This window comes from Amycolatopsis sp. NPDC001319 (genome assembly GCF_042896185.1).
Classification (GTDB): domain Bacteria; phylum Actinomycetota; class Actinomycetes; order Mycobacteriales; family Pseudonocardiaceae; genus Amycolatopsis.
The window spans coordinates 278,333-302,316 of record NZ_JBIAWY010000011.1 but is presented as its reverse complement, the minus strand read 5'-3'; the positions used below and the strand labels follow the sequence as shown (position 1 = coordinate 302,316).

Annotated in this window: 24 protein-coding genes and 1 riboswitch; of the genes, 14 read left to right on the top strand and 10 right to left on the bottom strand. The window is 71.3% G+C overall.

The window, feature by feature from the left end:
- Positions 1-44 precede the first annotated feature (44 nt).
- On the top strand, positions 45-497 hold the full coding sequence (locus ACFY1H_RS36835) for a hypothetical protein (protein ID WP_366579782.1): 453 nt from the start codon (positions 45-47) through the stop codon (positions 495-497).
- A gap of 21 nt (positions 498-518) precedes the next feature.
- Here ACFY1H_RS36835 and ACFY1H_RS36830 read toward each other — a convergent pair whose 3' ends face one another.
- The gene (locus ACFY1H_RS36830; RefSeq protein WP_366579979.1) at positions 519-2,243 is read right to left on the bottom strand and encodes an ABC transporter family substrate-binding protein; all 1,725 of its coding nucleotides are present in this window, start codon (positions 2,241-2,243) and stop codon (positions 519-521) included.
- Between the two features lie 261 nt (positions 2,244-2,504).
- Complete coding sequence (typA, locus tag ACFY1H_RS36825; RefSeq protein WP_366579784.1) at positions 2,505-4,433, bottom strand: translational GTPase TypA; 1,929 nt, start codon at positions 4,431-4,433, stop codon at positions 2,505-2,507.
- A gap of 231 nt (positions 4,434-4,664) precedes the next feature.
- Here typA and ACFY1H_RS36820 point away from each other — a divergent pair, with 231 nt between their 5' ends.
- The gene (locus ACFY1H_RS36820; protein ID WP_220247896.1) at positions 4,665-4,832 is read left to right on the top strand and encodes a hypothetical protein; all 168 of its coding nucleotides are present in this window, start codon (positions 4,665-4,667) and stop codon (positions 4,830-4,832) included.
- Positions 4,833-4,956: 124 nt separating this feature from the next.
- On the opposite strand, the gene ACFY1H_RS36815 is transcribed toward ACFY1H_RS36820, so the two are convergent.
- Positions 4,957-5,256 (bottom strand): YciI family protein, encoded by a 300-nt coding sequence (locus tag ACFY1H_RS36815; protein WP_285972606.1) that lies wholly within the window; start codon positions 5,254-5,256, stop codon positions 4,957-4,959.
- Between the two features lie 207 nt (positions 5,257-5,463).
- On the opposite strand from ACFY1H_RS36815, the gene trpS reads away from it, so the two are divergent.
- Positions 5,464-6,429, top strand: a complete 966-nt coding sequence (trpS, locus tag ACFY1H_RS36810) for a tryptophan--tRNA ligase (RefSeq protein WP_386954248.1) — start codon at positions 5,464-5,466, stop codon at positions 6,427-6,429.
- Positions 6,430-6,490: 61 nt separating this feature from the next.
- On the opposite strand, the gene ACFY1H_RS36805 is transcribed toward trpS, so the two are convergent.
- From ACFY1H_RS36805 to ACFY1H_RS36795, 3 genes are read right to left on the bottom strand one after another with little or no spacing between them, the layout of a single operon-like run.
- Positions 6,491-6,883 carry a (deoxy)nucleoside triphosphate pyrophosphohydrolase gene (locus ACFY1H_RS36805; RefSeq protein WP_366579789.1) on the bottom strand — a complete coding sequence of 131 codons (393 nt, stop codon included), beginning with the start codon at positions 6,881-6,883 and terminating at the stop codon, positions 6,491-6,493.
- 23 nt (positions 6,884-6,906) lie between these two features.
- Entirely contained in the window at positions 6,907-8,238 is a 1,332-nt protein-coding gene (locus ACFY1H_RS36800) for a sensor histidine kinase (protein ID WP_386954243.1), read from the bottom strand.
- Positions 8,235-8,945 (bottom strand): response regulator transcription factor, encoded by a 711-nt coding sequence (locus ACFY1H_RS36795; protein WP_366579793.1) that lies wholly within the window; start codon positions 8,943-8,945, stop codon positions 8,235-8,237. The genes ACFY1H_RS36800 and ACFY1H_RS36795 overlap by 4 nt, the downstream gene beginning before the upstream one ends.
- A gap of 145 nt (positions 8,946-9,090) precedes the next feature.
- Between ACFY1H_RS36795 and ACFY1H_RS36790 the strand changes: the two genes are divergently transcribed.
- The 3 genes from ACFY1H_RS36790 to ACFY1H_RS36780 all read left to right on the top strand — a co-directional run bounded on the left by ACFY1H_RS36790 (position 9,091) and on the right by ACFY1H_RS36780 (position 12,143).
- Entirely contained in the window at positions 9,091-10,194 is a 1,104-nt protein-coding gene (locus ACFY1H_RS36790) for an outer membrane lipoprotein carrier protein LolA (protein WP_386954240.1), read from the top strand.
- Positions 10,195-10,205: 11 nt separating this feature from the next.
- On the top strand, positions 10,206-11,192 hold the full coding sequence (locus tag ACFY1H_RS36785) for an ABC transporter ATP-binding protein (RefSeq protein ID WP_386954304.1): 987 nt from the start codon (positions 10,206-10,208) through the stop codon (positions 11,190-11,192).
- 72 nt (positions 11,193-11,264) lie between these two features.
- Positions 11,265-12,143: an ABC transporter permease subunit gene (locus ACFY1H_RS36780; RefSeq protein WP_366579799.1), complete on the top strand. Its 879-nt coding sequence runs from the start codon at positions 11,265-11,267 to the stop codon at positions 12,141-12,143.
- Positions 12,144-12,150: 7 nt separating this feature from the next.
- On the opposite strand, the gene ACFY1H_RS36775 is transcribed toward ACFY1H_RS36780, so the two are convergent.
- The 3 genes from ACFY1H_RS36775 to ACFY1H_RS36765 are packed head-to-tail and all read right to left on the bottom strand — an operon-like array spanning position 12,151 to position 15,866.
- Positions 12,151-13,191, bottom strand: coding sequence for an ABC transporter ATP-binding protein (locus ACFY1H_RS36775; protein WP_386954236.1), 1,041 nt, complete (start codon positions 13,189-13,191; stop codon positions 12,151-12,153).
- The gene (locus ACFY1H_RS36770; RefSeq protein ID WP_386954233.1) at positions 13,192-14,832 is read right to left on the bottom strand and encodes an ABC transporter permease; all 1,641 of its coding nucleotides are present in this window, start codon (positions 14,830-14,832) and stop codon (positions 13,192-13,194) included.
- On the bottom strand, positions 14,808-15,866 hold the full coding sequence (locus ACFY1H_RS36765; protein WP_366579805.1) for a thiamine ABC transporter substrate-binding protein: 1,059 nt from the start codon (positions 15,864-15,866) through the stop codon (positions 14,808-14,810). Before ACFY1H_RS36765 ends, ACFY1H_RS36770 begins: the two co-directional genes overlap by 25 nt.
- Positions 15,867-15,883: 17 nt before the next feature.
- Positions 15,884-15,999, bottom strand: a riboswitch (TPP riboswitch).
- 33 nt (positions 16,000-16,032) lie between these two features.
- Here ACFY1H_RS36765 and ACFY1H_RS36760 point away from each other — a divergent pair.
- From ACFY1H_RS36760 to ACFY1H_RS36735, 6 genes are all read left to right on the top strand, one after another.
- A complete protein-coding gene (locus tag ACFY1H_RS36760) occupies positions 16,033-16,311 on the top strand; it encodes a 4a-hydroxytetrahydrobiopterin dehydratase (RefSeq protein ID WP_366579807.1) in 279 nt (92 codons plus the stop codon).
- A 560-nt stretch (positions 16,312-16,871) separates the two neighbouring features.
- Complete coding sequence (locus ACFY1H_RS36755) at positions 16,872-17,078, top strand: hypothetical protein (RefSeq protein ID WP_386954230.1); 207 nt, start codon at positions 16,872-16,874, stop codon at positions 17,076-17,078.
- Positions 17,075-18,316, top strand: coding sequence for a putative T7SS-secreted protein (locus ACFY1H_RS36750; RefSeq protein WP_386954227.1), 1,242 nt, complete (start codon positions 17,075-17,077; stop codon positions 18,314-18,316). The genes ACFY1H_RS36755 and ACFY1H_RS36750 overlap by 4 nt, the downstream gene beginning before the upstream one ends.
- A 2-nt stretch (positions 18,317-18,318) precedes the next feature.
- Positions 18,319-18,987 carry a hypothetical protein gene (locus tag ACFY1H_RS36745; RefSeq protein WP_366579813.1) on the top strand — a complete coding sequence of 223 codons (669 nt, stop codon included), beginning with the start codon at positions 18,319-18,321 and terminating at the stop codon, positions 18,985-18,987.
- 24 nt (positions 18,988-19,011) lie between these two features.
- Positions 19,012-19,326 (top strand): hypothetical protein, encoded by a 315-nt coding sequence (locus ACFY1H_RS36740; RefSeq protein ID WP_386954224.1) that lies wholly within the window; start codon positions 19,012-19,014, stop codon positions 19,324-19,326.
- A complete protein-coding gene (locus ACFY1H_RS36735; RefSeq protein ID WP_366579816.1) occupies positions 19,319-20,161 on the top strand; it encodes a hypothetical protein in 843 nt (280 codons plus the stop codon). The genes ACFY1H_RS36740 and ACFY1H_RS36735 overlap by 8 nt, the downstream gene beginning before the upstream one ends.
- A 71-nt stretch (positions 20,162-20,232) precedes the next feature.
- Here ACFY1H_RS36735 and ychF read toward each other — a convergent pair whose 3' ends face one another.
- The gene (gene ychF, locus ACFY1H_RS36730) at positions 20,233-21,315 is read right to left on the bottom strand and encodes a redox-regulated ATPase YchF (protein WP_386954220.1); all 1,083 of its coding nucleotides are present in this window, start codon (positions 21,313-21,315) and stop codon (positions 20,233-20,235) included.
- A gap of 102 nt (positions 21,316-21,417) precedes the next feature.
- Here ychF and ACFY1H_RS36725 point away from each other — a divergent pair, with 102 nt between their 5' ends.
- Together ACFY1H_RS36725 and ACFY1H_RS36720 are read left to right on the top strand one after the other, a co-directional pair.
- Positions 21,418-22,848: a DNA-3-methyladenine glycosylase 2 family protein gene (locus ACFY1H_RS36725; protein ID WP_386954217.1), complete on the top strand. Its 1,431-nt coding sequence runs from the start codon at positions 21,418-21,420 to the stop codon at positions 22,846-22,848.
- Positions 22,845-23,345 carry a methylated-DNA--[protein]-cysteine S-methyltransferase gene (locus ACFY1H_RS36720; RefSeq protein ID WP_366579821.1) on the top strand — a complete coding sequence of 167 codons (501 nt, stop codon included), beginning with the start codon at positions 22,845-22,847 and terminating at the stop codon, positions 23,343-23,345. The genes ACFY1H_RS36725 and ACFY1H_RS36720 overlap by 4 nt, the downstream gene beginning before the upstream one ends.
- The last annotated feature ends 639 nt before the right edge of the window (positions 23,346-23,984 follow it).

The following is a 23,984-nucleotide window of genomic DNA, read 5'->3' as shown; positions in this document are numbered from 1 at the left end:
CTGCGTGCGCCGGGGCGTTTTCGTTGTGAGGCAAGGAGAAACCCGTGCTCACGGACCCCACGCTCACCCGGATCGGCGAGGCGGTGCAGCTCGGCCACCGCGGCGACCGGGACGGCGCACGCCGGGCGTTCGCCGAGATCTGGGCCGAAATCGGTGGTGAGCGAGGCGATGCGCTGCACCGGTGCACGCTCGCACACTCGATGGCCGACGTGCAGGACGACGTTCGGCAAGAGCTGCGCTGGGACAAGCGTGCGCTGGCGGCCGCGGGGCAGCTGACCGATGCCCGCATGGCGGAGGCCGGCTTGACGCTGTCGGCGGCCGCGTTGTCTCCGTCGCTGCACCTGAACTTGGCCGAGTGCCACCGCAAGCTGGGCGACCTCGGCCGCGCCCGCGAGCACCTGCGCGAAGCGGAGGCGACGATCGGCGCGCTCGGCGACGACGAGTACGGGCAGCTGATCCGCCAAGGCCTCCGGCAGATCGCGGATCGGCTGCGCTGACCAAGGCCTGGACGGTGGTGCTCAGCTCGTGCCGCGGGTCCAGTTCACCGCGGAGCCGAACGGGCCCAGCATCGGCGGCCCCGGCGTCAGGCCCGAGATGCCCTTGCCGACGGCCAGGGTCTCGGCTTCCTGGAACAGCGGGATCACCACGTTGGCCGACCACAGGTCGGGCTCCAGCGTCTTCAGCGCGTCGGCCAAGGTCGTCGAGCCGGTGAGGGCCGAGTCGATCGAGGCTTGGCGGCTTTCGTCGCACAGGCCGGCCGAGTTGGCGGGCACGACGGGCTTCGTCGGGTCCGCCGTGGCCTGGTCGGGGGCGCAGCCGAAGGTGGACGCGAGCACCGTGGCCGGGTCGCCGCCGACGGGCTGCGGGACGACGGCGATGTCGACGCCGACGTTGCCGTTGGCGTCGGGACCGGCCTGCTGCTGGCCGTTGAGCACGGGCATGGCGAGCAGCGTCGAGAACAGGTCGCGCGGCTCGGGCTTGATGGTGTTGACCTGCACGCCGCCGGCGATGAGCTCGTCGGAGAGCTCCTTGGCGATCGACGCGTAGGGCTCCTCTTCGCCCGGCGACGCGATGACCAGCGACAACGTCTTGGTGCCCTTGCGCCACACGCCGGCTTCCTTGGTGTAGCCGGCGGCCTTGAAGTAGCCCTCGGCCTTCGCCAGGTCCGGCGCGGCGGGCGGGCCGGCCGGGATGGTGGGCGCGTAGCCGGCGCCGGTGGGCGGGATGACCTGGGCGTCGGCCTTCAGGGCGGCGGCGGGGCCGCCCATGGCGCCCGCGGTGATGAGCTTGCCGCGGTCGAGCAGGGCGGCGACGCCCTGGCGCACCTGCTTGTCCGACAGCACCGCGCTCACCGGCCGCAGCAGGACGGTGGCCTCCATGGGCCGCGGCAGCGTCGTGAGCTTCACAGCGGAGCCGAGGTCGTTGAGCAGCTGCAGGCCGTTGGCGTCGGTGCGGGTGAGGGAGAACTGGTCGTTGCCGCTGCGCAGCGCGGTCGCGATGCCGGACGGGTCGGAGCGGCGCAGGATCAGCGTGTCGACGGCCGCGGGCTTGTCCCAGTAGCGGTCGTTGCGCTGCAGCGTCACCTCGCCGCGGGCGGTGTCGATGGTCTTGATCGCGAACGGTCCCGCGACGGCCGGGAAGCTCGTGGCCAGGGCGGCCTGCCAGCCGCCCGGGGAGTCCTTGAGCAGGTGCTGCGGGAGCAGGTTGTCGAACAGCGTCTGCCAGGCCGGGTACGGCTTGCTGAAGGTGACTTCGACGCCCTTGCCACCGTCTCGCGACTCGATGTCGCTGATGAGCCGGTAGCCGGCGGGCTCGATCACACCGGGCTGCGACTTCATGGCGTCGGCGAGGTAGGTGAAGTCCTCGGTGGCGATCGGCGCGCCGTCGGACCAGGAAGCCTCGGGGCGGATCTCGTACTTCACCGTGAACGGCATCTGCGACACGACCTCGGCCGAGGTCATCAGTGTCTTGTCGAGCGTGCGCTTGCCGTCGTCGGACTGGCGGAACACCGAGGGCAGCAGCAGCTGCGACAGCGCCGAGGTGACCGTGGACGAGTCCGCGAGCGTGTGGGGGTTGTAGCCGCCCACGACGTCGTCGACGCCCACCACGATCTGTGACGCCGTGGGCTGCGCCGGGGTGCTCGACGTCGGCGCCGAGGTGACCACCGGCGGCGGTGGCGTGTTCGAGCACGCGGCGAGGAGCGCCCCCGCGAGCGCCAGCACCGGCGCCGCCTTGCGTCCCATCCGCACGCGTACCCTCCCGATTTCCCGTGGTCCGAGCCGACATGCTGCCACGCCGGAGCCTGCTCGGCACCGAGATTCCCACATCCGGCCGGACCGGCCGACACCGGAGTGGATACCGCCAACCGGTGGACGTGCGGGAACCCCGCCTGGTTCCCGTTCGTGATCAGCGGCGCGGCATCGTGACCGGCGCGCGACCCGCCCGTGAGACGCCGAAGGGCGCCCCACCCCGATGAGGGGAGAGGCGCCCTTCGAGAAGAACCGTCAGCCGTTCTCGCGGCTCTTGGCGCGCGAGCGCTCCTTGGCCCGGGTGTTGATGTCCAGCGTGACCTTGCGGACGCGGACGACCTCCGGCGCGACCTCCACGCACTCGTCGACGGAGCAGAACTCCAGCGCCTCTTCCAGGCCCATCTTGCGCGGGCGGGCCAGCGTCTCCATCACGTCGGCGGAGGACTGACGCATGTTGGTCAGCTTCTTCTCCTTGGTGATGTTGATGTCGAGGTCCTCGAAGCGCGGGTTCTCGCCCACGACCATGCCCTCGTACACCTCGGCGCCCGGCTCGACGAAGAAGGTGCCGCGGTCGGCCAGCTGGATCATCGCGTACGCGGTGACCGGACCGGTGCGGTCGGCGACCAACGAGCCGCTGTGGCGGGTGCGGATCTCGCCCGCCCACGGGAAGTAGCCCTCGAACACGTGGTTCGCGATGCCGGTGCCGCGGGTCTCGGTGAGGAAGTCGGTGCGGAAGCTGATCAGGCCGCGCGACGGGAGCACGTACTCCAGCTTGATCCGGCCGGTGCCGTTGCCGCTCATGTCCTCCATGCGGCCCTTGCGCGCCGCGAGCAGCTGCGTGATCGCGCCGAGGTGCTCCTCCGGCGAGTCGATGTACAGGCGCTCGAACGGCTCGTGCAGCTTGCCGTCGATCGTGCGCAGCACCACCTGCGGCTTGCCGACGGTCAGCTCGAAGCCTTCGCGGCGCATCTGCTCGACGAGGATGGCCAGCGCCAGCTCGCCACGGCCCTGGACCTCCCAGGTGTCGGGGCGCTCGGTGGGCAGCACGCGGATCGAGACGTTGCCGATCAGCTCCTGGTCCAGCCGCGCCTTCACCAGGCGCGCGGTGACCTTGTCGCCGCCGTTGCGCCCCGCCAGCGGCGAGGTGTTCACGCCGATGGTCATCGAGATCGCGGGCTCGTCGACGGTGATCCGGGGCAGGGCCACCGGGTTGTCGGCGTCGGCCAGCGTGTCGCCGATCGTGATGTCCGGGATACCGGCGATGGCGACCAGCTCACCGGCGCTCGCCTCCGTCGCGGGCACGCGGGTGAGCGCCTCGGTGACGAGCAGCTCGGAGATGCGCACGTTCTGCACCGTGCCGTCCTCGCGCATCCAGGCCACGGTCTGGCCCTTGCGCAGCTTGCCGGCGTGGATGCGGATCAGCGCGATGCGGCCGAGGAAGTTGGACGCGTCGAGGTTCGTGACCAGCGCCTGCAGCGGCGCGTCGAGGTCCGCGGCGGGCGGCGGGACGTGGCGCAGCAGGGTGTCGAACAGCGGGTCGAGGTTCTCGCTGTCGGGGATCTCGCCGTCGGCGGGCTGCTCCAGGCTCGCCTTGCCGGCGCGCGCGGAGGCGTAGACCACGGGCAGGTCGAGGATCGCGTCGTGGTCGGCGTCCTCGATGTCACTGGCCAGCTCGAGCAGCAGGTCGTGGGTCTCCTCGACGACCTCGGAGATGCGGGCGTCCGGGCGGTCGGTCTTGTTCACGACAAGGATCACCGGCAGGCCGGCCTCGAGGGTCTTGCGGAGCACGAAGCGGGTCTGCGGCAGCGGGCCCTCGCTCGCGTCGACGAGCAGCACCACGCCGTCGACCATCGCCAGGCCGCGCTCGACCTCGCCGCCGAAGTCGGCGTGGCCCGGGGTGTCGATCACGTTGATCGTGACCTGGCCGTCGGGCGTCTGGCGGTGGATGGAGGTGTTCTTCGCGAGGATGGTGATGCCCTTTTCGCGCTCGAGCTCACCGGAGTCCATGACGCGGTCGACGAGCTCGGCGCGTTCGGCGAAGGCGCCGGACTGCCGGAGCATGGCGTCGACCAGGGTCGTCTTGCCATGGTCGACGTGTGCGACGATGGCGACGTTGCGCAGGTCGGGCCGGGTCTTGCCGGACGCGCGGCCGGTTTCGACTGCGGTGGCGCTGGCTGCGGGCACGCGAAGACTCCTGAACTTCAAAGGCGGGTGGGTGGCCGCGTCGCGGGCGGAGCGGTGGCCTCCACCAGAACGGCTTCGCCACCTCAACCGGCATCGTGACCGGCTTTGGCCACACGCGGACTTCATAAGGATACCTGTTGCCGAAGTGTGAGGACCGCCACGCCCCATGATCGGTTAGGCTCACCTAACCTGAACCATCAGGAACTGCCGCCGAGGACGTGGGAGCCCACCGTGGGCAAAAAGGACAAGAAGCAGCCGGACACCCCCGCCGGGGTCGTCCGCAAGCTGATGAAGGCCGGCAAGGTGAAGAAGAAGTGCTGCCGGTCGTCCTCTCGGTGCAAGAAATGCCCGGTGCTCGCTCTGAAGAAGGCGAAAACGGACCTCGCGAAGGCGGCTTGAGCGCTTTCCCGTATCGCTCCCGACGGCAACAGTTCCGAGAGGATTCACCGGCCGTTCCCGGCCCGGGTTCGCCCCGCGCGCCCGGTTCAGCGTGACCGAAGTCTCGCGCCGCCGAACGCCCTGATCAGTGCGCCACGGCCTCGTTGACCAGGCGCAACTCGGGTGCCGTCTTCGTCGGTGAGAACTCGATCACCTGGTACTGGGCCAGGTGCTGAGTCGCGAACGGGTCGGTGGCCAGGATGGCGTCGAGCTTCCCGCGCGCCATCGGGCGCGTGATGATCACGCCGCCCGTGCGCGGGTTCTGGCGGCCCGAGGCCAGGAAGTGACCGTGGTCGTACTGCTTGCCGAGCCACTCGGCGTGGTCCGGCAGCGCCAGGTCGATCTCCTCGATGGGCGCGGTGTAGGTGAGCAAGACGACGAACATGTCTCGACGGTAAACCCGGTTCCGCGCGTAAGCACCCGCAAGTGTTCTAAGGTGTTCACCATGTTCGCGCACAGCACCCAGTGGTGGCCGCCCTCCGGCGGCCCCGTTGCTCTGCGCTGAACTCCAGCGAAGGCCGCCCCGGTGGGCGGCCTTCTCGCTTGTCAGGCGGGTCTCCTCCCGGGGCACACACCCAGGAGAGGAACCCCAGTGGTCCAGTTATCCGGCATCACCCCGTCCGGCCACGTGCACCTCGGCAACCACCTAGGCGCGTTGCGCCGCTTCGCGTCCGACAGCGAGCCCAACGACCTGTTTTTCGTCTCCGACCTGCACGCGATGACCACCGCGCACAACCCCGCGAAGCTGCGCGCCCTCGCCACGGAGCAGCTGGCCGTGATGGTGGCGACGGGCGTCGACCCCGAGCGCGTGTTCGTGCAGTCGGACATCGCGAAGGAGCTGGGCGCGCTGACCTGGATCCTCGAGTGCACCTGCTCCTACGGCGAGGCCGCGCGCATGATCCAGTTCAAGGAGAAGGCGAAGGGCCAGGCCGGAGTGCGGCTGAGCCTGCTCACCTACCCCGTGCTGATGGCCGCGGACATCCTGCTGCAGGGCGCGTCCGACGTGCCGGTCGGCGAGGACCAGAGCCAGCACGTGGAACTCGCCCGGACGCTGGCCAGGCGGTTCAACTCGACCTACGGCGAGGTGTTCACCGTGCCGCGGGCCGTGCTGCCGCCCACCGGCGCGCGGGTGAAGGACCTGGCCGAGCCGACGCGCAAGATGTCGAAGTCGGCGCACGACGCCGCTGGCGTGGTCTTCGTGCTCGACGAGCCCGACCACGTGCGCCGCAAGATCCGCCGCGCGCGCACCGACGGCGGGTCCGTGCCCGCGTACGCCCCGGAGAGCCGGCCGGGCATCGCGAACCTGCTGGACATCCTCGCCGCCTGCACCGGCCGCGATCCGAACCGGCTGGCGGACGAGTACCCGTCGTACGGCGTGCTCAAGGACGCCGTCGCCGACGCCGTGATCGAGGAGCTGCGCCCAGTGCGCGAACGCACGATGGCCCTGCTCGCCGACACCGCGGAGCTCGAACGCGTCCGCAAGGCGGGTGCCGTCCGCGCCGCCGAACGCGGTGACCACCGGCTGTCCTCGGCGCTGCGCCTGATCGGCGCCGGCTGAAGAGCTCGGGCGGGTTTTCCTTGACGCACAAGGGAAACCCGCCCCCTGCCGCAGGTGAACGTCAGCTGATCAGCAACGCGCGCAACGCCGGGATCAGGCCGCGATCCGCCGGCAGCCAGTCGACGTCGTCGAGCTCGTCCGGCCCGACCCAGCGCAAGGCCGTGTGCTCCACGGCCCGAGGTTCGTCGCCCGGGGAGATCAGCGCGGCGGAGTACACGCGCAGCACCTTCCCGCCCGGCAACGGCACCTCTTCCCCGACGCGCCCGCCCACCGTGACGGCGACGTCGAGCTCTTCCTGACACTCGCGGGCCAGCGCGTACGAGTCGGTCTCGCCCTCTTCGACGCGCCCGCCCGGCAGCTCCCACTGTCCCGCGTGGTGCGGCGGCCACGCCCGCTGCTGGGTGAGCAACTTCCCGTCGCGCACCAGCGCCGCTCCGACGATGACCCCGTCCATCGGCCCAGTGTCCCGCACGGCGTTCACCCGGTTGCCGCGGCCCGATCCGCGCGCCACCTGACCTCGAAACGCGCACCCCCGTCCGGCGACTCCCCCACGCGCACCCGCCCGCCCCGCCGGCGCACGGCTTCGGCGACCATCGCCAGGCCCAGGCCGGTTCCGCCGGACGAGCGGGCGCGGTCGTCGGCCACGCGGTAGAAGCGGTCGAACACCTTGGCGCGGTGCTCGGGCGCGATGCCGGGGCCGTCGTCGTCCACCACCACGCGGACGTCCGAGCGCGAGGCGAGCACCGACACCACGATCTGACCGGTGGCGTAGCGGCAGGCGTTGCGCAGGAGGTTGTCGAGCACCAGCTCCACCTCCGAGTGCGTCGCGAGCGCCCACGCCTGCGCCACGGCAGCGCTCACCCGCGCCTCGGGCGCGCCCGCCGGCAGCCGGTGCACGGCCGCGCGCACCTCCGTGACCAGCTCCACCGGCTCGGCGGGCGGCACCTCGCCGGCGTCGGACCGGGCGAGCGACAGCAGACCGTCGAGCAGCGCCGACAGCCGTTCGGCCTCGGCCAGGATGTCCGTGAGCGTCTCCTGCGCCAGCTCCGGATCCGGGTTCGTCACGGCCACCTCGGCCTGCACCCGGATCGACGCGACGGGCGAACGCAGCTCGTGCGCCGCGTCGCCGGTGAAGCGCCGAAGCCGGCTGCTCACCTCTTCCTGCCGGGCGAGCAGCGCGTTGAACTCCTCGGCCAGCACCCGCAGCTCGTCGTGCGACGTGGGCAGCGGCAGCCGCGAGCTGGGCGGCAACGAGCGCACCAGGCCCCGCATCCGGGCGACCGGCCGCAGCGCGAAGCGCACCACCAGCCACGTCGCGAGCCCCGCCACCACCGCACCGACCAAAGCGACGATGACCAGCCACAACCCGCCGGCGTGCACGGCCGCGGCGAATCCGACAAGGCCCGCGCCCGCGACGACGAGCCGCTGGCTGCCGTCCGGCGTGCTCACGACCTGGCCCCGCCAGCGGTCTCCGTCCGTCTGCACCGGCACGCCCGCCTTGAGCTGCCCGATCGCGTCGCCGCTCAACGGCGGGCGCGGCCGGCCGTCGACCGGCGCTCCTGAGATGTCCAGCACCCGTACCGAGACCGGGTCCGCGTCCGCCGGCGGCCGGCCCGCCGAGACCGAGGCCGACGCGGGTCCGAGCGCGGTCGTCAGCTCGTGGTCGACGGAGTCGACGAGCAGCGAGTCGAGCCGGCCGGCGGCGAGCGTGGCGAGGCCGAGCAGGCAGGCGAGCGTGATCGTGGTGGCCAGCACCGTGATCCGCACCTGAAGCGACCGGCCCCGCCACCAGGACGGCGAGCCGATCACATGACCTCGTCCAGCTGTGCGTCGGACGCGAGGTAGCCGTGGCCGCGGACGGTCCGCAGCAGCGCGCCGGCGCCGACCGCGTCGAGCTTGCGCCGCACGTAACCGACGTAGACCTCCACGAGGTTGCGCGTCACGGCCTGCTCCTCGCCCCAGACCGCGCGCAGCAGCTCGTCCTTCGTGACGACCGTGCCGGCGCGGCTCACGAGCACCTCCAGCAGCCCGAACTCGCGCGGCGACAACGGCACCTCGGCACCGTCCCAGCGCACCTGCCGCAACGCGCGGTCCACCTCCAGCGAGCCCAGGCGCAGCGTGCCGCGCGAAGCGTCGGGCCCGGCGCGCCGCAGCACCGCGCGCACCTGCGCGACCAGCACGACGAAGGAAAACGGCTTCACGAGGTAACCGTCGGCGCCGAGGTCGAGCCCGTCGGCCTGGTCGACCTCGCCGTCCTTGGCGGAGACGAGCAGGACCGGCGTCGTCACGTTCTCCGCGCGCAGCTGCTGCAGAACGCGGTAACCGGACAGGCCGGGCAGCATGATGTCGAGCAGGATCACGTCGAACGCGCCGGTGCGCGCCAGCCGCAGCCCGGACGGCCCGTCGGCCGCCGTGACCACGTCCATGTCCTCCGCGCGCAGGCCGCGTTGCAGCGCCTTGAGCACGCCCGGCTCGTCGTCGACCACCAGCACCCGAGGTTTCACGAGGTTCATCATGGCCGGTTTGCGCAGGTCGTGCGCGAGCTCTCAGCGCGATCTCAGCCGCGGAGGCCGAGCATTCAGGGGTATCTCAGCCTCGAGAGGGAAGCGTCGGTTCCGGGAGCCGAGCACACTGGGGCTCGGAAACACAGGGAGAGACGACATGGATCCGAAGAAGAAGGCCATCACCGCGGCCGTCGTCGGCACCGCTCTGGGGGTCGGGGGGCTCGTGGTGGTCGCGATGCCGGCTTCGGCCGGCGACGCGCCGAAGCTGCCGCAGATCAGCGCCGAGGACCTGGTGCAGTCGGTCATGACGGCCAACCCCGGTCCGTTCGACGGCACCGTGAGCGTGAGCAACGACCTCGGCCTGCCCGCCATGGGCGCGGCCGCCGGCGCGGTCCCGGGGATGAGCGCGCTGAACATCGACTCCGCGCACGTGTTCAGCGACGGCGCCGGCAAGGCCAAGATCTCGCTGACCAACGGCGCCTCGCAGGAGACGATCGTCCGCGACGGCACGACGGTGTGGGATTACCACTCCAGCAACAACTCGGCCACGAAGACGACCATCCCGGCCGACGTGGCGACGAAGCACGACATGGGTGCCGGCGAGATGGCCGACCCGGCCACGGCGACCAAGGAACTGCTGGCCAAGGTGCGCGAGAACAGCACCGTCTCCGTGGACGGCACGGCGAACGTCGCCGACCGCCCGGCCTACGAGCTGGTCTTCACCCCGAAGCCGACCGAACGCACGCTGCTGCGCGAAATCCGCGTGGCCGTGGACTCGCAGACGCGCATGCCGCTGCGGCTTTCCGTGCTGAGCAACGGAACCACCGCGCCGGCGCTGCAGGTGGCGTTCACCGACGTGAAGTTCGCGCCGCAGTCGGCCGACCTGTTCGCCTTCACGCCCCCGCAGGGCGCCAAGGTGACGGAGAAGACCGCGAAGGTCGACGACCAGACCAAGGCGATGGCCGACGAGGCCAAGCAGGACACCAAGCTCGTCGGTGACGGCTGGGACACCGTCATCACGGGCAAGGTGCCGGCCGACGCGCTGTCCGGCAAGAAGCCGGCCGGTGCCTCCGGGGCCGAGGGCCGCAACGTCGACCCGCAGCAGCTGCTCAGCCGCTTCGCCAAGCGCGTGAACGGCACCTGGGGCAGCGGCTACCTGTTCACCACCAAGGTCGGCGGCGCGGTGCTGACCGACGACGGGCGGTTCGCCGCCGGTGCGGTGCCGGAGCAGGTGCTGTACGAAGCGCTGGGCCAGAAGTGACCGAGACCGAAGTGGTCGTGACCGGGGCGGGCATCTCCCAGGAGGTGTCCGCCCCGGCGGTCCCGCTCGCGGCGCGCACGCGCGGGCTGCGCAAGGTCTACCGCGGCACGGTCGCCGTGGACCACGTCGACCTCGACGTGCCCGAAGGCGCCGTGCTCGGAATGCTCGGGCCCAACGGCTCGGGCAAGACGACCACGATCCGCATGCTGCTGGGCCTCGTGCGGCCCACCGAGGGTGAGGTCGAGCTGCTCGGCCGGCCGATGCCCGACGGCGCGCCGCACGCGCTGCCCGACGTCGGCGCGCTCGTGGAAGGCCCGGGCTTCCACCCGTTCCTCTCCGGGCGCGACAACCTGCTGCGCTTCGCGGCCGCTGAGCCGCGGCTGGCGTCGGGAGCGATCCCCGCGGCCGTGGACGGGGCGCTGGAACGCGTGGGCCTCACCGTCGCCGCGCGCCGCCGGTACAAGGGCTACTCGCTCGGCATGAAGCAACGGCTGGGGCTGGCCGCGGCGCTGCTCGTGCCGCGCCGGATGGTGATCCTCGACGAGCCGACCAACGGCCTCGACCCCGCCGGCACGCGCGAGATCCGCCGGATCATCGCCGAGCTGCACGCCGACGGCTGCACCGTGCTCGTGTCTTCGCACCTGCTCGCCGAGGTCGAAGCGACGTGCACCCACGTCGCCGTGCTGCAGTCGGGCACGGTCGTGGCGCAGGGCGAGCTGGCGGAGCTGCTGGAGTCGGGCAACGCGGCGCTGCTCGTGCGGACACCCGACGCGGAACACGCGGTGGAAGTGTTGCGGGAGAACCGGATCGGGGCCCGGCTCACGCCCGACGGCGTCCGCGCGGACCTCACCGCCACGCCCGCGCCGCGGGTGCTGCAGGTGCTCGTGGGCGCCGGTGTCGAGGTGCACGAGGCGACTCGCGCGCGAACCGGGCTGGAGGACCTGTTCGCCCGGCTCACCGAAGGTGCGAACGGCTCGGAATCCGAGGGGGAAGCATGACCACCGCCGACGTACTCATTCCCGCGGAGGCGGCATGAACACCGCCGACGTACTCACTCCCGCGGAGGCGGCATGACTACCGCGACGCTCACGGCACCCGTGAGCCGCACGGGCCACGACACGGTGCCGCTGCCGCGGCTGGTCGCGGCCGAGCTGCGCTGGATCTTCCGCCGCCCGCGCACCCTGGCCGTGCTCGCGCTGCTGGCCCTGGTGCCGATCGTGATCGGCATCGGCCTCACGCTGGTCGGCGACAGCGGTCCCGACGGCGGCCCGGCCGACGGCGACGCGGCGCTGCTCGCGTCGGCCGTGAACAACGCGCTGGTGCTGCCCATCGCCGCGCTGACGATGACGCTGGCCCTGCTGCTTCCGCTGGCCTCGGCCATGGCCGGCGCCGACGCGCTCGCGGGCGAGGCCGCCCACGGCACGTTGCGCGCGTGGCTCGTCGCTCCCGTCAGCCGTGGCCGGCTGCTGGTGGTGAAGGCCATCGGCGTGGCGGTGGTGTGCGTGGTCGCGGTGCTGGCCATGTGCGTCACGGGCGTGGTGACCGGGCTGATCATCAACGGCACCGGATCGCTGTTCACGCTGTCGGGCACGACGTTGTCGCTCGGCGCGGCGCTGGGCCGGATCCTGCTGGTGGCGGGCTGGATCGTGCTGCAGCTGTGGGCCGTCGGCGCGGTCGCGCTGGCTGTGTCGAGCTGGACGGAACACCCGATGCTCGTGGTCGCCTCCGTGCTGGCCGGCGACATCGTGTTCACGATCCTGGGGTTCCTGACCTCGCTCGACTGGCTGCACCCGTTCCTGCTCACGCGCAACTGGGCCGAGGCCCCGACGGAGATCCTGCAGGACCCGATCGGCGGCTCGATGCTCAGCGAGGGCGCGCTGCGGGCGGCTTGTTACATCGTGGTCGGCCTGTCCCTGGCATACGGGCGGCTCGCCACGCGCGACGGCTGACGGGGGTTCAGCCGACGACGGCGATCCCGTCCGGGTCGAGTTCGAGCCGGACGGGATCGCCGGCGCGCAGGTCCGCCGTCACGGGGGCGACGGCGTCGACGGTGTCCTTATCGGAATGGTCGTTTTCGGAATGGTCCTTTTCGGACAGTCGCACGACCAGCCGGAGGTGCTCCCGCCGGTGCACCGCGGCCGTCACCTCGCCGGTCACGCCGGTTTCGGCCACGCGCAAGGCATGCGGCCTGAGCCCCAGACGCACCGGACCGTCTTCGAGCTCCGGGAGCGCGACGTCACCGAGGCCGGTGTGCACCAGGCCGCCCGCGGCCACCCCATCGACGAACGACGTGGCGCCGAGGAACTTCGCGACGTCGTCGTCCGCCGGGTTGCGCCACACCGACCGCACGGCGCCTTCCTGCCGGATCTCGCCGGCGTCGAGGACGGCCACGCGGTCGGCGAGCGTGAACGCCTCTTCCTGATCGTGGGTGACCAGCAGGGCGGTGATCTTGCTGCGCCGCAACAGGTCCGCGAGATCGATGGCGAGCTGCTCGCGCAGCCCCGCGTCGAGGCCGGACAGCGGTTCGTCGAGCAGCAGCAGCCGCGGTTCGGGCGCGAGGGCGCGAGCCAGGGCCACGCGCTGCGCCTGGCCGCCCGACAGCTCGGTGACGCGCCGGCGTCCGAACCCCTTGAGCCCCACCAGTTCCAGCAGCTCTTCGACGCGGGCCCGGTGTTTCGTCTTGGGGATCCCGTGCATGCGCAGGCCGAACGCGATGTTCGCGGCGACGTCGCGGTGCGGGAAGAGCTGGCCGTCCTGGAAGACCAGCCCGAATCCGCGCCGGTGCACGGGCACGGTGGCGAGGTCGGTGCCGTCCCAGCTCACCGAGCCCGACGTCATGGGCTCGAGGCCGGTGATGGCACGCAGCAGCGTCGACTTGCCTGAGCCGGACGGGCCGAGCAGGGCGAGCACCTCGCCGTCGGTGATGTCGAGGCGCGCGTCGCGGACCGCCGCGAACGAGCCGTAGTGGACCGTGAGGTCCCGCACCGTGAGCGCCATTCAGAACTCCCCCACCGTGCCGTGCCCGCGAACGGAGCCGAAGCGGTCGATCAGCGCGACGGCCGCGACCGTCACGACCATGAGCAGCGCGCACGCGGCGTACGCCATCTGGTTGTTGAGCTCGCCCGGGCGCGAGATGAGCGTCGCGACGGCGACGGGCAGCGTCGGCGCGTCGGGGCGGGCGAGGAAGCTCGTGGCGCCGAACTCGCCGAGCGCCACCACGAAACCGAACCCGGCGGCCGCGACGAGCGAGCGCGCGGTGAGCGGCAGGTCGATCTCGCGCCACACGCGGGCCGGGCTCGCGCCGAGCGTCGACGCGGCCTGGCGCAGCCGCACGTCGACGGCGCGCAGCACCGGCAGGATCATCCGCACGACCAGCGGGATGATCACCAGCGCCTGCGCGAGCGGCACGAGCAGCGGCGACGTGCGCAGGTCGCCGGGCAGCGCGTCGAGCGTCACGAGGTAGCCGAAGCCGACCGTCACGGCGGAGACGCCCAGCGGCAGCATCAGGGCGGCGTCCATCGTCTCGCCCATGCCGCGGGCGAGGCGGCCGGGTGCGCGCCGCAGGGCGACGAGCACGACGCTGGCCAGGACGCCGACGGCCATGGCGAGCAGCGTCGCGTCGGTGGCGGCGGCGAGCGAGTTCTGGGCGGCGACCCAGCCGGAGACCTGCAGCGCGTCGTCCGTGCCGGTGCTCGCGAGTGCGCGGAAGCCGGCGAGGCTCCAGCCGTCCGGTGTGGACACCGACTCCAGCAGCAGCGCGACGATCGGCGTCATCAGCAGGGCGATCACGACCGTGGCCGCGCCGACCGTCCACCATTCGCCTTTTCTCGGCCGCCGGGGCGTGGCCTGCTTGAGTTTCACGGCGTTCTCACGGCGGCGCCGGGCGATCGCGCCCAGCGCGAGGGCGGCGAGGACGGCGGCGAACTGGATGAGCGACAGCGCGGCCGCTCCGGAGAGGTCGAGCAGGTCGACCGTGCGCAGGTAGATCTCGGTCTCGAGCGTGCGGTAGCGGCCGCCGCCGAGGATGAGCACCACGCCGAAACTGGTGGCGCAGAAGAGAAAGACGACCGCCGCGGCCGACGCGACGGCCGGGCCGAGCGCGGGCAGCGTCACCGTGCGGAAGGCCCGCCACGGCGAGGCGCCCAGCGCGCGGGCGGCTTCGGTCGCACGCGGGTCGAGGTGGCTCCACAGCCCGGCGACGGTCCGGGCGACCACGGCGACGTTGAAAAACGCGTTGGCCAGCACCAGCGGCAGCACACCGCCGTCGGGCCACAGCGCGCGGAACGCGAGCCCGACGACCACCGTGGGCAGCACGAACGGCACCAGCACCAGCGTGCGCGCCAGCCCGACACCCGGCAGCTTCACGCGCGCGAGCACGTAGGCCACCGGCAGCCCCGCGACCACGGCGACGACTGTCGACGCGGCGGCGCTGACCAGCGTGAACGCGGCGAGCTGCCACGTCTGCGCGTCGGCCAGGACCGTGTCCACGCCGCCGGCCGAGAAGCCGCGGCCGAGGATCGCGACGACCGGCCACGCGAAGAACACGACCAGGAACGCGACGGGCAGCAGGCCGAGCAGCGCCAGGCCCGCCGTGCGCGCGGTCTGCGCCGGCGTTACGCGCCCATGAGCGAGCGCCATTCACCGATCCACTTCTCACGGCCGGCCTGGATCTGGTCGGCGGGCAGAGTCGCGGGGTCCTGGGGCAGCGGCGCGGCCGCGGCCCAGCCGGCGGGCAGGTCGACGCCCTCGCGGGCCGGGTAGACGTACATGTTGGCCGCGACCGTCGTCTGGAACTGCTGCGACAGCAGGAAGTCGACCACCTTCTGGGCCTGCGGCACCTGCTTGGTGCCGGCGAGGACGCCGGCGTACTCGATCTGGCGGAAGCACGTGTCGAGCAGCGCCTTGGTGCGCGGCTTGCCGTCGTCGCCGATCTCGGCGGCCGGCGAGGACGCATACGAGACCACGATCGGGCGCGGGCCCTTGCCCGAGGAGCCGGAGAAGTCCTTGGTGTAGGCCTCTTCCCAGCCGCTGTCGACCTTGACGCCGTTGGCCTTGAGCTTGGCCCAGTAGTCGTGCCAGCCCTGCTCGCCGTACTTCGCCACGGTGCCCAGCAGGAACGCCAGCCCGGGCGACGCCGTAGCGGGGCTCTCGGCGACGGTGAGGTCCTTGTACTTCGGGTCGGCGAGGTCGTCGTAGGTCTTGGGTTCGGGCAGGTGCTTGCTCGCGAAGTAGGCGGGGTCGATGTTGACGCAGACGTCGCCGACGTCCACGGCGCTCAGGCGGTGCTGCGGATCCGCGGAGTACCGCTGCGGCCCGCGGTCGGCCTCGGGGCTCGTGTACGCCTGGAACACGCCCTCGCCCAGCGCGCGCGAGGCGAACGTGTTGTCGACGCCGAACGCCACGTCGCCGATCGGGTTGGCCTTGGTGAGCACCAGTTTGTTGGTGAGCTCCCCCGCGTCGCCCGATTTGAGGATCTTGAGCTTGATCCCGGACTGCCGCTGGAACGCGTCCAGCACGTCCTGCGGCGCGACGAACGAGTCGTGCGTGACGAGCGTGACCGTCGGGGTCTGCTGGGCGTCGCCGCCCGAGCTGCCGCCGGACAGCGAGCACGCGCTCGCCAGCGCCGTGACCGTGGCCAGGCCCAGCACCGTGCGTGCGGTCCGCGGAATCATCTGCCCTCCTTGCGCCGATGCGGGGAGAGCAGCCCTCCCTGCGCCGGCATGATCCGGAATCAGGTGCGAACGGTCGCGGGTCTCGGGCACCCGCCTCTCAGCCCGGCTGCACCGGACTCCCGTGGCAACCGTGCAGCGTAGCCCAAACGGGTTCACCATTGGACACATGGCGCAACTACTGAGCGACTCCGAGATCTCATCGGCCCTGGCCACCGTCCCCGACTGGCGCCGTTCCGGCGACTCCATCACCCGTACGGTCGACCTCCCGTCCTTCCCGGACGCCGTGACCTTCGTGGTCCGCGTCGGCTACCTCGCCGAAGCCGCCGACCACCACCCGGACATCGACATCCGCTGGCGCACCGTGACGCTCACCCTCTCCACCCACTCCGCGGGCGGCCTCACCTCGAAGGACTTCGCCCTCGCGGCCCAGATCGACTCCCTGTGATCTGCCCGACCCCGGCGACACCTCCCGCGGGCTGACACGTCCCCTCTTCGTACGCACTTCCACGGAGGGGACTTTCATGACCCAGGCGATCATCGTCGGCACCACCGCGTTCACCCTGATGGTGGCCTCCGCCGCCGCGGTCCTGTGGCGCACTTTCCGCGCCCATCGTGATCTCGACCACAGGCCGTAACACCACCCTTGATCAGCGCGCTATCCCAGCGGAATCCGCCCACCCCGCCCCGCTAGGACCCGCGATGAACAACTCGCCCACTGCCCTCTCCGCCACCCAGCGCGCCTGGATCACGCTGTTCGCGACGTCGTTCACGCTGGCGGCTTTGGTGGTGCTCGGCCTGCTGGGCTGAGCGCTTCTTTTCACTCTCCGAAGCACGCGGCGCCCGACGAACATCGGGCCGCCTCGAAGAGGTACTCCGCCCCCCGATTTCGTGAATTCGGTCCGCACCTTCACCAGACCCGGCGAATCAGCACCCGAAACGCCCAGTTTTGGCTAAGGTGGTTCTTTCGTCGGCCGCTGACGCCCGCCGACGAGGCAGGACTGGACATTGCGAAGCCCGAGGGACGACCTCGACGAAGCGTGTGCCGACTTCACCTCGGACTGGTCCGGCGGGCTGAAGAAGATCAAGGAAGCCGTCACCGGCATCAAGGGAGGCCTCGACAACGCGGTCCAGGGTTATGCCGAACTTGAAGAAGGCCTCAAGAGCTCACTCCAGCGCATGGCCGCCAAGGTCGAAGAGGCGACCGCCGGATGAGCGACGCCGACTACCCGGCTCTCCGGTTCGACCCGGCGCGCGGCAATGTCAGCACAGTTCGTGAACTGGCCAGGCAGATCAAGGACACCGCCACCTACACGGACGAAGCCTACAACGTGCTGAAATCCATCCAGGACAAGAAAGACGTCTGGACCGGCGACGCCGCCGAAGCGTTCGCCGGCAAGCTCGACCAGCTACCCGAATACCTCGACAGGGGCCAGAAATCGCTGACGCTGGCGGGCAAAGCCCTTGCCGATTGGTCCGACCGGCTCGACGCGCACCAGCAGAAAGCAAAGCAGCTGGAGGAGGAGTGCCGGAAAGCTCTCGGGGACGCCGAGGCGAAGAACTCCGCAGCCGAGTCCGCCCGCGACCTTGCTCTGCAACAGCCTGACAACGCCACGATGCACAACGAGGCGGCGGACAAGATCAGCGCGGCGAACTCCGCTTGGGCCAGGGTGGACGATCTCCGCAGGCAGGCCGAAGACGTACGCGATGCCTGGGAAGACGACGCGGACACCTGCGCGGACGCGCTCAAAGACGCCGCGGAGGAGGCTCCCAAGGAGTCGTTCTGGGATTCGCTCGGCGGCATGTTCGACGACATCGGTGGATGGTTCAAGGACCACCTCGGCGATATCGGGGACATCGCCGGCATCGTGTCCGCCGTGGCGGGTGCGTTGGCGTTCATCCCCGTCCTGACCCCGATCTGCGGTCCGATCGCGCTTGGTGCCGGCGCCGTCGCGCTGGCCGCACACGGCGCGGACATGGCGGTCAACGAGAAGTACGACGACCCGAACGCGTGGGTCTCACTCGGCGGGGACGTCGTCGGGCTGATCCCCGGCATCGGCGCGGTGTCAAAGGGATTCAACGCCGCTGGTGACGCCGTCGCCGGCGTCGACCGCCTGGTCGACGTCACCAGGGCAGGTGGCGCGCTGAGCACTGCGAGCGACGCCGCGGTGGCGGGCGGGCGCGCGTTCGCCGACGAAATGCCGCGAGTGATCAGCGAGATGAAGGACCCGAGCCGGGCCGCACAATGGCTGGCGGACAAGGCGATGGGCACCGGTGCGCTCACCGACCCCGCGCTGACGCAGAACGTCGCGAAGGCGTTCGAAGGCGGAACCAACGTCGCCTTGCAAGTACCGTCGGCAGCGGGCCTGTTCGACACGCACGACGCCACGACCGACGCCAAGAACGCAGCCGGCTGGGGCGGTTTGGCCACCGGCATCCTGACCGCGAGGTGAGCATGGGAATCTCGGACCTGCTCAATCCCGGACGCACCGAGGCACAGCTGGCCTTCAAGGTGCCGGAACAGTTGCACGAGATCGACCTGACGGAGAATCCGGAGATCAGGATTCGGCGAACGTACGACCGGCTCCGTGCATCGTTGCACGGGCTCACCGAGCGGCAGGCACTGCATCTCGCCTACAGCCAGGAATACCTGATCGCCGAGCTGAACGACCACGGTGGCGTCTACTTCGGACTGTGCTGTGCCCGGTCCGAGACCGACCCCCACCGGATCGTCACCGCTCAGTTTTCGGTCACCGTCCACGCTGCGGACCTGCACGCGGAACGTCCGCTCGCCGGCGCGGCGGGAGGTCTGCGCGCGCCCGGTTCTCCACGCGAAGTGGTCCTGGAGCGGTTCCCCGCGGGTGACGGGCTGATCGTCGCCGAGGAGCTGATCGTGACAGTGCCGTTCGGTCCGCTCGGCGAACCGGGTCCTGCCGAGCACCGGGTCCGACAGGCACAGGTCAGTTTCGCGTGCCCCGAGCGCCGCCGGATTGCCACGTTCGGTCTGTCCAGTGAGAGTCTCGAGGACTGGCCGTACCTGATGGTGATCCTCAATGGGATCGTGAACAGCGTTTCGTTCACCGATCAACCGACCAGATCGATCACCGCGACACTGGATGCGTGAACCCAAGATGACGAGAAGGGCACGGTGACCAACGTGATCGGCGCGAGCGTGGTCGCCCTGGTCGCGCTGAGTCTGCTCGTCGACCGGCTGCGGCGGCGTACCCAGCGGCTGGGCAAGGCCGTCGAGCAGGTGCACCGCGAGCTGGCGAAACTTCGCCCGGGCTCCGAGACGGCGTTGGTCGCCGTGTGGTCGGCGCACCCGTTGAGCGACCATATGATCAAGGAGCTCGCCACCGCGCGTGGCTACCGGTACGTCGGCGAGCGGATGACCTACAACGGCGCACGCGGCCTCGAGTTCAAGCCGCCTCAGCAGCGACGGAAGCTGTCACTGGATGTCTGACAAGGTCGCCGACTCCATCGCACTCTGGCTGCTGCTGCCCTCTCTGGCACTGGTCGTGCTGGTCCTCGCCGCACAGGTGGCCGGCACTCCACGGGCGACCCGGCGACGCCGTCGCGAAAGTCAGCTGGGCCGGCTGCGGAACCTGCGCACCGGCACTTCCTTGCACCTCGACTGGCTGGAGTACCGGGAGATCCCCAAGCCCGAACTGCTCGACGTACTGGCCAGGCAGGGCTGGACGCTACGCACCGAAGACGTCGGCGAGACGGCCTGGACACTGCACTTCGCTCGGCAGACCGAGCCTGCGGAAGTCGGCAGTGCCCGTACTCGCCTGGCGGGCGAACTGGCCGCCGCCGAGCCGGACGTCCACGGCCGCTACCTCTTGGACGCCAGCCAGTACCCAGACCTCCCCCTGTCCGACGTCCGGCATGCCGCCGAATCCGCGGGCTGGGAAGTACGCCGAACAGCACAGGACAGCGCACGCCCCAGCCTCGAGCTGGCCCGGCCCGGAACGACTACCGTTCACGACCTCACCGACGGGCCTTTCACGGTCGCCGGTGAGCCACCGTCGGCCACGGCCCTGGACGCCGCCCGGCAGAAGCACAAGCTGTACGCGCGGCAGTTCGCCAGGCAGGTGAGGCTGGCGTTGTTCTACGGCTTCATCGGCGTCTTCGTCCTCGTCGGCACGCTCACCTCTGCCGACGGCAGCACGTTCTGGCTGCTCCTCGCCGTGTCACTCATCGTGCTCGCACTCTGCGGCCTGGCCGTGGCGAAAGCCGCCACCGTCCGACAGCGCCGACGCACAGAGCTGGGCGAAATCCTCGACGACAACATCTGACCAGGCGAACTCCACGAGATCACCGCAGTTGAGTCGCGTCCATCCATCTCTTCCAGGACCGCGAGCGGGGCTCAGACGTTGAACCTGAACTCCACCACATCCCCATCCGCCATCAGATAGTCCTTGCCCTCCATCCGCACCTTCCCCGCGGCGCGCGCGGCGGCCATCGAGCCGGCGTCCATCAGGTCGGTGTACGACACGATCTCCGCCTTGATGAAGCCGCGCTCGAAGTCCGTGTGGATGACGCCCGCGGCCTGGGGGGCGGTGGCGCCCTGGGGGATGGTCCAGGCGCGCGATTCCTTGGGGCCCGCGGTGAGGTAGGTCTGCAGGCCGAGGGTGTGGAAGCCGGCGCGGGCGAGGGCGTTGAGGCCGGGCTCGGCCTGGCCCACGGATTCCAGCAGCTCGCGCACGGATTCCTCGTCGTCGAGTTCCAGCAGTTCGGACTCGACCTTGGCGTCGAGGAAGACGGCGTCGGCGGGGGCGACGAGCTTTTCCAGTTCCTCGCGGCGCGCGGCGTCGGTCAGCACGCCCTCGTCGGCGTTGAAGACGTACAGGAACGGCTTCGTCGTCAGCAGGCTCAGCTCGCGCAGCGACTCGAAGTCCACTTCCTTCTGCGCCTGGAACAGCGTGCGGCCGGCGTCGAGGATTTCCTTGGCGCGCTGGGCGTTCTCCAGCGCCGGGCGCGCCTCCTTCTTGGTGCGCGCCTCCTTCTCGAGGCGAGGCAGGGCCTTGTCGAGCGTCTGCAGGTCGGCGAGGATCAGCTCGGTGTTGATGGTCTCGATGTCGCTCGACGGGTCGATGCGGCCGTCGACGTGGACCACGTCCGGGTCGTCGAACACGCGGATGACCTGGCAGATCGCGTTGGCCTCGCGGATGTTCGCGAGGAACTTGTTGCCCAGCCCGGCACCCTCGGACGCGCCCTTCACGATGCCCGCGATGTCCACAAAGGACACGACAGCCGGCACGATCTTCTCCGAGCTGTACATCTCCGCCAGCTTGTCGAGCCGCGGGTCCGGCAGCGGGACGACGCCGACGTTGGGCTCGATCGTCGCGAACGGGTAGTTCGCGGCGAGCACGTCGTTGCGCGTCAGCGCGTTGAACAGGGTGGACTTGCCGACGTTGGGCAGGCCGACGATACCGAGGGTCAGACTCACGACAGTAAAGTCTACGTGCCCGGCAAACGCCCCGGCCGACCCGGTAACGCCGTGTCGGATTCCCGCCAGCCAAGCCCGCGACCTGCTGGCACCATCGACCACATGGCCACCCAGACCGCCCCGCTCTGGCGCGACACCGAGCGCTGCTACCGGGCCGTCACCGCCCGCGACCAGCGGTTCGACGGCCAGTTCATCATGGCCGTGCGCACCACCGGCATCTACTGCCGCCCGTCGTGCCCGGCGATCACGCCGAAGGCGCAGAACGTGCGGTTCTTCCCCACGTCGGCCGCCGCCCAGGCGAGCGGCTTCCGCGCGTGCCGGCGTTGCCTGCCGGACGCGGTGCCGGGTTCGCCCGACTGGAACGTCCGCGCCGACCTGGCCGCCCGCGCCATGCGCCTGATCTCCGACGGCCTCGTCGAGCGCGAAGGCGTGCCCGGCCTGGCGCGGCGGCTCGGCTACTCCGAGCGCCAGCTCGGCCGCGTCCTCACCGCCGAGCTGGGCGCCGGCCCGCTCGCGCTCGCCCGCGCCCACCGCGCGCACTCCGCGCGGCTGCTCATCGAGCTCTCGGCGCTGCCGCTGACCGACGTCGCCTTCGCCGCCGGGTTCTCCAGCATCCGGCAGTTCAACGACACCATCCGCGAAGTCTTCGCGACGACGCCTTCGCAGCTTCGCGCCGCTTCACTGCGGCGCGGACGCCGCGCCGAACCCACCGGCTCGACGCGGCTCAGCTTGAGACTCCCGTTCCGCGCGCCGTTCGACGCGCAGGGCGTGCTGCGTTACCACGCGTCGCGCGCGTTGCCCGGGGTCGAGGCCGTCGAGGAGAGCGCCGAGGGCATCACCGGCTACGGCCGCACGCTGCGGCTTTCCCACGGCCCCGGCCTGGTCTGGCTCTCGCCGCAACCGGATCACGTCCGCTGCGACCTGGCGCTGACCGACCTGCGTGACCTGGGCAGCGCCGTCTCCCGCGTGCGGCGGCTGCTCGACCTCGACGCGGATCCCGAGGCCGTCGCGCGTGTCCTCGGTGCGGATCCGGTGCTCGCGCCGCTGGTCACGAAGGTGCCGGGGCTGCGCGTGCCCGGTGCGGTTGATGGGCCCGAGCTGGTCCTGCGCGCCGTGCTCGGCTCGGCCGCCACCTCCGTTGCCGCGCTCGGCTCGCGGGTGCCGCCCGGTGACCCGCCGATGGACACTCTGACCACGCTGTTCCCGGAGCCCGACGTCGTGGCCGCCGCCGACGTGAAACCGCACGTCAAGCCGGTCGCCGCGGCCTTGGCAGACGGCACCCTCGACCCGCACGTCGGTCGGGACCCAGGTGAGCTACGGGCGGAGCTGCTCTCCTTCGGCGTCGACGCCGACTACGTCCTGATGCGCTTGCTCGGCGCCCCCGACGTCCTGCTCGCCACCGACCCCGCCGTACGCCGCTCCGCCGCCGCCCTCGGCCTCGACCTTCCCGGCGCGGCCCGCGGCTGGCGGCCGTGGAGCTCGTACGCCACCCGTTACCTGCAGACCTTCGACCCCGAGGAGAACCTCTCGTGAGCACGGCCTTCTGGTCCACCGTGGACACCAAGATCGGCCCCTTCACCGCCGTCGTGGCGGGCGACGGCGCCGTCCTCGCGTCCGGCTGGACCGCCGACGTCGCCGACCTGACCCCGCTCATCTCCCCTTCGCTCGCCCCGGCGACCCTCACCCAGCGCCGCGACCTCGGCCCCGTCACCACCGCCATCCGCCGCTACCACGCGGGCGAACTGGACGCCGTCGACGACATCGCGGTCCGCCAACGCTCCGGCGCCTTCCACCAGCACGCCTGGGACACGCTGCGCAAGGTCCCGCCGGGCCGCCCGGTGAGCTACGCCGAGTACGCCACCCTCTCGGGCAGCCCCACGGCCGTCCGCGCCGCCGCGTCGGCCTGCGCCCGCAACGCCGCCGCCCTCTTCGTGCCCTGCCACCGCGTCGTCCGCACCGGCGGCGCCGTCGGCAACTTCCGCTGGGGCACGGCCGCGAAGCGGTGGCTTCTGACGCACGAAGCCGCCTGACCGGGCAGGCGGCCCGCCGCCCGTTCTCGACCACGGCTGCTGTTGCTCCCGGAACGCGCTCGCCTGCCTGGCCACCGGGCCCCGGCGACATCATCGGCTTCTTCCGCCGCAGCTACCGCCGACCGCCGACCGCTCAAGTGAGAGGCTGCCCGAGCGGCACACCGCTTCTCGGCGACAGCCCGACGGGCCTCCCCACTGAACCGGGCGGCGGCATTGCCTTCTGCCACCACAGCTGACACCGACTGCCAGCCGCTCACGAACGAGGCTGCCTGAGCGGTCCCGTCTCTCGGGCAGCCCAGCGGGCCTCTCCCACCCTGCTACTGAACCCGGCGGCGGCAGCTTCTTCGCCACAGCTGGCACCGACCGCCGCCGGCCCCCGAGCGAGACCCCTGAGCGGGCCCGCTTCTCGACGAAACCCCAGCGGGCCCGCCCGCCTTGCCGCTGAACCGGGCGGCGGCATCGGCTTCTCCCGCCGCGGCTAACACCGACTGCCAGCCGCTCACGAACGAGGCTGTCTGAGGGGGCCCGTCGCTCCGGCGGGCTTCCCCGCGCCTCGCGGCTCAACCGGGCGGCGACATCAGTTCTCCCGCCGGCGCTGACGTCGGCCGTTGGCCGTTCAGGCGGCGGCTCACGCAGGCA

Coding starts and splice junctions, on each gene's coding strand:
- ACFY1H_RS36830 (WP_366579979.1), bottom strand. CDS start 2,243: ATGGGACGCAAGGCGGCGCCGGTGCTGGCGCTCGCGGGGGCGCTCCTC.
- ACFY1H_RS36815 (WP_285972606.1), bottom strand. CDS start 5,256: ATGTTCGTCGTCTTGCTCACCTACACCGCGCCCATCGAGGAGATCGAC.
- ACFY1H_RS36805 (WP_366579789.1), bottom strand. CDS start 6,883: ATGGACGGGGTCATCGTCGGAGCGGCGCTGGTGCGCGACGGGAAGTTG.
- ACFY1H_RS36795 (WP_366579793.1), bottom strand. CDS start 8,945: ATGATGAACCTCGTGAAACCTCGGGTGCTGGTGGTCGACGACGAGCCG.
- ACFY1H_RS36790 (WP_386954240.1), top strand. CDS start 9,091: ATGGATCCGAAGAAGAAGGCCATCACCGCGGCCGTCGTCGGCACCGCT.
- ACFY1H_RS36780 (WP_366579799.1), top strand. CDS start 11,265: ATGACTACCGCGACGCTCACGGCACCCGTGAGCCGCACGGGCCACGAC.
- ACFY1H_RS36775 (WP_386954236.1), bottom strand. CDS start 13,191: ATGGCGCTCACGGTGCGGGACCTCACGGTCCACTACGGCTCGTTCGCG.
- ACFY1H_RS36770 (WP_386954233.1), bottom strand. CDS start 14,832: ATGGCGCTCGCTCATGGGCGCGTAACGCCGGCGCAGACCGCGCGCACG.
- ACFY1H_RS36765 (WP_366579805.1), bottom strand. CDS start 15,866: ATGATTCCGCGGACCGCACGCACGGTGCTGGGCCTGGCCACGGTCACG.
- ACFY1H_RS36760 (WP_366579807.1), top strand. CDS start 16,033: ATGGCGCAACTACTGAGCGACTCCGAGATCTCATCGGCCCTGGCCACC.
- ACFY1H_RS36750 (WP_386954227.1), top strand. CDS start 17,075: ATGAGCGACGCCGACTACCCGGCTCTCCGGTTCGACCCGGCGCGCGGC.
- ACFY1H_RS36745 (WP_366579813.1), top strand. CDS start 18,319: ATGGGAATCTCGGACCTGCTCAATCCCGGACGCACCGAGGCACAGCTG.
- ACFY1H_RS36735 (WP_366579816.1), top strand. CDS start 19,319: ATGTCTGACAAGGTCGCCGACTCCATCGCACTCTGGCTGCTGCTGCCC.
- ACFY1H_RS36725 (WP_386954217.1), top strand. CDS start 21,418: ATGGCCACCCAGACCGCCCCGCTCTGGCGCGACACCGAGCGCTGCTAC.